This window comes from Pseudomonas sp. P5_B2 (assembly GCF_056400445.1).
Map to the genome: position 1 here is coordinate 1 of NZ_JBFULH010000268.1, position 5746 is coordinate 5746.

The window sequence follows — 5746 nt, forward strand, 5'->3', positions numbered from 1 at the left end:
GTGTCAGACACCACAAATGCAGGCTTACACACCGCCATCGCGAGCAGGCTCACTCCCACAGGGGACGCGCTTTGGGTCGGGAGCCTAGCAGACGACTGGTTTGAGGGACAGCTTGCGTGATTGGCATTGTCTGGTAGAATCCGCGGCCTAATTACGTGCGGTATTCAACAATAGTGTTGAGTGGCGGCACGCTAGCCTGAGGAATCATCATGAAAGCCGATATCCATCCAACATACGAAATCACCGCAGTTACCTGCAGCTGTGGCAACAAGTTCGAAACTCGTTCGAACCTGGCCAAGCCTCTGGCGATCGACGTATGCAACGAGTGCCACCCGTTCTACACCGGTAAGCAGAAGACTCTGGATACTGGCGGTCGTGTACAGCGCTTCGCAGACCGTTTCGGCGCTTTCGGCAAGAAAGCTCCAGCTGCTGCAGAGTAAGGTTGAAGGGCCCGATGGGCTTTTCCTTGCTGTTGAAAAAGGCGTCCCTAGCGGGCGCCTTTTTTGTGTCCGCGATTTGGCTGACCGGCGCACAGGCTTTTTGCCCGGCGCCGAGCGGGCTGACATTGGTCACGGTGCAGCGGGTGGTGGATGGCGACACCTTGCGCCTGAACGATGGCCGCAGTGTGCGCATGATTGGCTTGAACACACCGGAATTGGCCAGGCAGGGCCGTTCCGACGAGCCGTTTGCCGTGGTCGCTCGCCAGCGTCTTGAAGCGCTGGTGGCGGCCAGCGATGGCCGCGTCGGTTTGCTACAGGGTAAAGAAAGCAAGGATCGCTATGGCCGCACACTGGCCCATATCTATGGTGCCGACGGTGCCAACCTCGAAGCGCAGATGCTTGCCGAAGGCTTGGGTTTTCAAGTGGCGGTCGCACCCAATGTCGATTTGGTCAGTTGCCAGCAAGCCGCCGAACGCAGCGCTCGGCAGGCCAGCCTTGGCGTGTGGCGTCAATCCCCTGTACTCAAAGCGGAGCAGATCAGCGAATCCGGTTTCGCCGTGCTTAGCGGTCGTGTGAGCAATGTTCAGCGCAATCGTGGTGGGGTTTGGATCGAGTTGCAGGACTCGGTTGTATTGCGTGTTGCACCCAATGTGCTCGGGCAATTCGATGCCTCTGCGCTGGAAAAGCTCAAGGACAAGCAGATTGAGGCTCGCGGCTGGGTGCTGGACCGGTCGCGTCGCGGCGAACTGARATCCGGGCAGGCACGTTGGCTTCTCCCGCTCACCGATCCGTCGATGTTGCAGGCGGCACAATAAGAAAAAATTGTAGACATTTTTACTGTTGATTGTGAACAGTCAATCCCTTGTGTTCCGTGGCTCTTGGCCCAAAGTCTCAGGGCAGGGCGCTTGGCAGGGGTGACTGGTCAGTCTTGTGGGGATTTTGCGAGGCGCGTATCCTCGCTGACCAGTCTGTCCAACAGTAAAAGCGGAATGCCAAAATGTCTGATCTGAAAACTGCCGCTCTCGAATATCACGCTCATCCTCGTCCAGGGAAGCTGAGTGTCGAGCTCACCAAGGCCACCGCTACCGCCCGCGACCTGTCGCTGGCTTACAGCCCCGGCGTAGCCGAACCAGTACGCGAAATCGCCCGCGATCCTGAACTGGCCTACAAATACACCGGCAAGGGCAACCTGGTGGCAGTCATTTCCGATGGCACCGCGATTCTCGGCCTGGGTAACCTCGGCCCATTGGCTTCCAAGCCTGTAATGGAAGGTAAAGGCGTGCTGTTCAAGCGCTTCGCCGGCATTGACGTATTCGACATCGAAGTCGATTCCGAAAGCCCGCAAGCCTTCATCGACACCGTCAAGCGCATCTCCATCACCTTCGGTGGCATCAACCTGGAAGACATCAAGGCGCCTGAGTGCTTTGAGATCGAACGCGCTCTGATCGAGCAGTGCGACATTCCGGTATTCCACGATGATCAGCACGGCACCGCAATCGTAACCGCGGCCGGCATGATCAATGCCCTGGAAATCGCTGGCAAAACCCTGGCTGACGCCAAGATCGTCTGCCTGGGTGCCGGTGCGGCCGCCATCTCCTGCATGAAATTGCTGGTGAGCATGGGCGCCAACATCGAAAACATCTTCATGGTTGACCGTACCGGCGTGATCCACTCGGGCCGTGATGACCTGAACCAGTACAAGGCTGTCTTCGCCCACGCGACCGAAAAGCGCACCCTGGCTGACGCGCTGGCGGGTGCTGACGTGTTCGTTGGCCTGTCCGGTCCGAACCTGCTGAGCGCTGAAGGCCTGAAGTCCATGGCGGCCAACCCGATCGTGTTCGCGTGCTCTAACCCGGATCCGGAAATCTCCCCGGAACTGGCTCACGCCACCCGTGACGACGTAATCATGGCGACCGGTCGTTCGGACTACCCGAACCAGGTCAACAACGTACTGGGCTTCCCGTTCATCTTCCGTGGTGCCTTGGACGTTCGCGCCAAGCGCATCAACGAAGAAATGAAAGTGGCTGCGGCCAACGCCCTGCGCGAACTGGCCAAACTGCCAGTGCCTCAGGAAGTGTGCGACGCCTACGGCGGCATCAAGCTGGAATTCGGTCGTGAGTACATCATTCCGAAACCAATGGATGCCCGTCTGATCACCTTGATCTCCGATGCCGTGGCCAAAGCTGCTATCGAGACCGGCGTGGCGACGCTGCCGTATCCGAAGAACTACCCGCTGAAAAGCGTGGATGACGTGTTTAACGGATAAAAGCAGTCGCCCATAAAAAAACCCAGCTTGGTGCTGGGTTTTTTTATGGGCTTAAAGTGGCAAGCTACAAGCTACAAGCTACAAGCTACAAGCTACAAGCTGCAAGTTAAAAGCGAGGCGCGGGGCTCTTGCTTCAGCTTGCAGCTTGAAACTTGTAGCTGCCTCTCTAGAACAAATCGATCGGCGCCGCTTCATCTGCCGGCAGCGGGCTGCCCGGCGCACTGCCGTTACCCAGTTCCTCCCCCGACGGTGGCGTGTCTTCGGCCTTGAATAGTTCAAAGTACGCGCCTGGTGTGCCTGGGCTGGCGGCACGACCGCTGACCGGGTCGACCCGCAGGCTCAGGATGCCTTCAGGCTCTGATTGAGTATGCGGCGGCTTGTCTTTAAGGGCCGCAGCCATGTAGTTCATCCAGATCGGCAGCGCGACGGTGCCGCCGAACTCCTTGCGGCCCAGGCTTTCCGGCTGGTCGAAACCGGTCCAGACGGTGGTCACGTAATCGGCGTTATAGCCGGAGAACCACGCGTCCTTGGATTCGTTGGTCGTACCGGTCTTGCCCGCGATGTCACCACGTCCCAGGGCCAGTGCTCGACGGCCGGTACCGAGCTTGATCACATCCTCCAGCATGCTGTTGAGGATGTAGGTGGTGCGGCCATCAATGATGCGCTCGGCAACGGCTGGTGCTGGCGGTGCAATGCCCGGCATGGCTGGAGCCTCGGTCGAGGTCGCATTGACTGTAAATGGTTGTGCGGCCGGTGCAGCAACGCCGCTGGTCGCTACGTCGCCATGAGGAACGCTCGGCGGGTTGGCGACGAACAGCGTGTCGCCGTTACGGCTTTCGATCTTGTCGATGATGTATGGGGTGATCTTGTAGCCGCCGTTGGCGAAGGTGCTCCAGCCGGTGGCGATCTCCATCGGTGTCAGGGTCGCGGTGCCCAGCGCCAGCGACAGGTTGGGCGGTAGGTCCTGCTTGTTGAAGCCAAAGCGGGTGATGTAGTCGATGGTCTTGCCTACTCCCATCGCTTGCAGCAAGCGGATCGACACCAGGTTGCGCGACTTGTACAACGCCTCACGCAGGCGAATCGGGCCGAGGAAGGTGTTGGTGTCGTTCTTCGGGCGCCAGACCTTGTCCAGGTATTCGTCGACAAACACGATCGGTGCGTCGTTCACCAGGGTGGAGGCGGTGTAGCCATTATCCAGCGCGGCGCTGTAGACGAACGGTTTGAAGCTCGAGCCTGGCTGACGCTTGGCCTGCATGGCGCGGTTGTAATTGCTCTGTTCGAAGGCGAAACCGCCGACCAGCGCACGAATGGCCCCATTCTGCGGATCCAGTGAAACCAGCGCGCCTTGCGCCTGTGGGATCTGGCTGAATTTCAGGGTGTTGTCCGGCTGACGCTGCACGCGAATCAAGTCACCGACTTGAGCCACATCCGACGGCTGCTTCGGATTGGGCCCCATGCTGTTGGTGTTCAGGAACGGGCGCGCCCACTTCATGCTGTCCCAGCTGACGTGCCCCTCTCCGGTGCGGGTCATCACTTGCAGGCCGTTTTTGTCGACCTGAGTGACTATGGCGGGTTCAAGGCCGTTGATGGTGCGTTGCTTGGTCAACTCGGTTGCCCAGGCCTCACGGGTCTTGCCCGGCAGGCGCGACTCGGGGCCGCGATAACCATGGCGTTGGTCATAGGTGATCAAGCCATCGTGAACGGCGGTATTGGCCATTTCCTGCAGATTGCTCGGCACGGTCGTGGTCACGCGAAAGCCTTCGGTGTAGGCGTCGCTGCCGTAGCGGCCGACCATCTCAGCCCGGGCCATTTCGGCGATGTACGGCGCATTCACTTCTGGTGTCGGGACGTGATAGCTGGCGTTCAGCGGTTCGTTGATCGCCGTGGTGTAGTCGGCTTCGGTGATTTTTCCCAGCTTGTACATGCGCCCCAGAATCCAGTCGCGACGCTCTTTGCTGCGTGCCGGATTGGCCAGCGGATTGAAGCGCGACGGGGCTTTGGGCAGGCCGGCGATCATCGCCATCTGGGCGAGGCTGACATCACGAATCGATTTGCCGTAATAAACCTGTGCCGCTGCCTCGATGCCGTAGGCGCGGTTGCCCAGGTAAATCTTGTTGACGTACAGCTCAAGGATCTCGTCCTTGCTCAGCTGCCGTTCGATCTGCAAGGCCAGAAGAATTTCGGTGGTTTTGCGCGAGAAGCTACGTTCGCTGCTCAGGAAGAAGTTCTTCGCCACCTGCATGGTGATGGTGCTGCCACCGGACTGAATGTGTCCGCTTTTGACCAATTGGGTGGCCGCACGCATCAGACTGCTGGGATCGACGCCATAGTGGTTGGCGAAATTGTCGTCTTCAGCACTTAGTAACGCATTAATGAAATTGGGGGGAATGTCGGCGAAACGGATCGGAGTGCGGCGCATTTCGCCAAACTCTGCGATCAACTTGTTATCGCTGCTGTAGACCCGCAAAGGAATCTGCAACTGGATGCTTCTCAGCGCCTCCACGGAGGGTAATCCGGGGCTAAGGTAGAGAAAGGCGCCGCTTAGACCCAGAAGCAGTCCGCAGAAAACGGCGACGATGGACCAACCGAAAAATTTCAGCAGACGAATCAAGGCTTTTGAACATCCAGGGCAAAGAATGAATGAGGCATCAGGGTTCAGATAAACAGGGAACGGCCCGCGCTTGAAGTAAAAACCGGAAAAAAACGCTGGGCATTATAAGCATTTTTCCGCAGGGAGCGTCATGGGCGCTTCTGTCAAGACGGGAGGTAATGAACGCAACGGATATTACACAGTCCGTAAGACACGGAAAGTCATAGGGAATGGGTAGTGCCAGGACTCTTCAATAAAAAAGCCAACATGCTGTTGGGGATCGACATCAGCTCCACGTCGGTAAAGCTACTGGAATTGAGCCGCCAGGGCGGCCGCTATCGGGTCGAGGCATACGCGGTAGAGCCGTTGCCCGCTAATGCCGTGGTCGAAAAAAACATCGCCGAGCTCGAAGGCGTCGGGCATGCGCTCTCTCGTGTACTGCTCAAGGCC

Annotated in this window: 5 protein-coding genes; 4 read left to right on the plus strand and 1 reads right to left on the minus strand. The window is 58.5% G+C overall.

All coding sequences use genetic code 11. From position 1 onward, the window contains the following. Positions 1-209: 209 nt before the first annotated feature. The 3 genes from rpmE to AC1DRJ_RS17945 all read left to right on the plus strand — a co-directional run bounded on the left by rpmE (position 210) and on the right by AC1DRJ_RS17945 (position 2706). Entirely contained in the window at positions 210-440 is a 231-nt protein-coding gene (gene rpmE, locus AC1DRJ_RS17935; protein ID WP_007899231.1) for a 50S ribosomal protein L31, read from the plus strand. Between the two features lie 14 nt (positions 441-454). Continuing rightward, positions 455-1255, plus strand: coding sequence for a thermonuclease family protein (locus tag AC1DRJ_RS17940; RefSeq protein WP_477803338.1), 801 nt, complete (start codon positions 455-457; stop codon positions 1253-1255). A gap of 182 nt (positions 1256-1437) precedes the next feature. Then, positions 1438-2706 (plus strand): malic enzyme-like NAD(P)-binding protein, encoded by a 1269-nt coding sequence (locus tag AC1DRJ_RS17945; protein WP_477803339.1) that lies wholly within the window; start codon positions 1438-1440, stop codon positions 2704-2706. Between the two features lie 166 nt (positions 2707-2872). Here AC1DRJ_RS17945 and AC1DRJ_RS17950 read toward each other — a convergent pair whose 3' ends face one another. Beyond that, positions 2873-5314, minus strand: a complete 2442-nt coding sequence (locus AC1DRJ_RS17950; protein WP_477803341.1) for a penicillin-binding protein 1A — start codon at positions 5312-5314, stop codon at positions 2873-2875. A gap of 219 nt (positions 5315-5533) precedes the next feature. On the opposite strand from AC1DRJ_RS17950, the gene pilM reads away from it, so the two are divergent. Next, on the plus strand, positions 5534-5746 hold a 213-nt coding region (gene pilM, locus AC1DRJ_RS17955), incomplete at its 3' end, for a pilus assembly protein PilM (RefSeq protein ID WP_477803340.1).

Coding starts and splice junctions, on each gene's coding strand:
- AC1DRJ_RS17945 (WP_477803339.1), top strand. CDS start 1,438: ATGTCTGATCTGAAAACTGCCGCTCTCGAATATCACGCTCATCCTCGT.
- rpmE (WP_007899231.1), top strand. CDS start 210: ATGAAAGCCGATATCCATCCAACATACGAAATCACCGCAGTTACCTGC.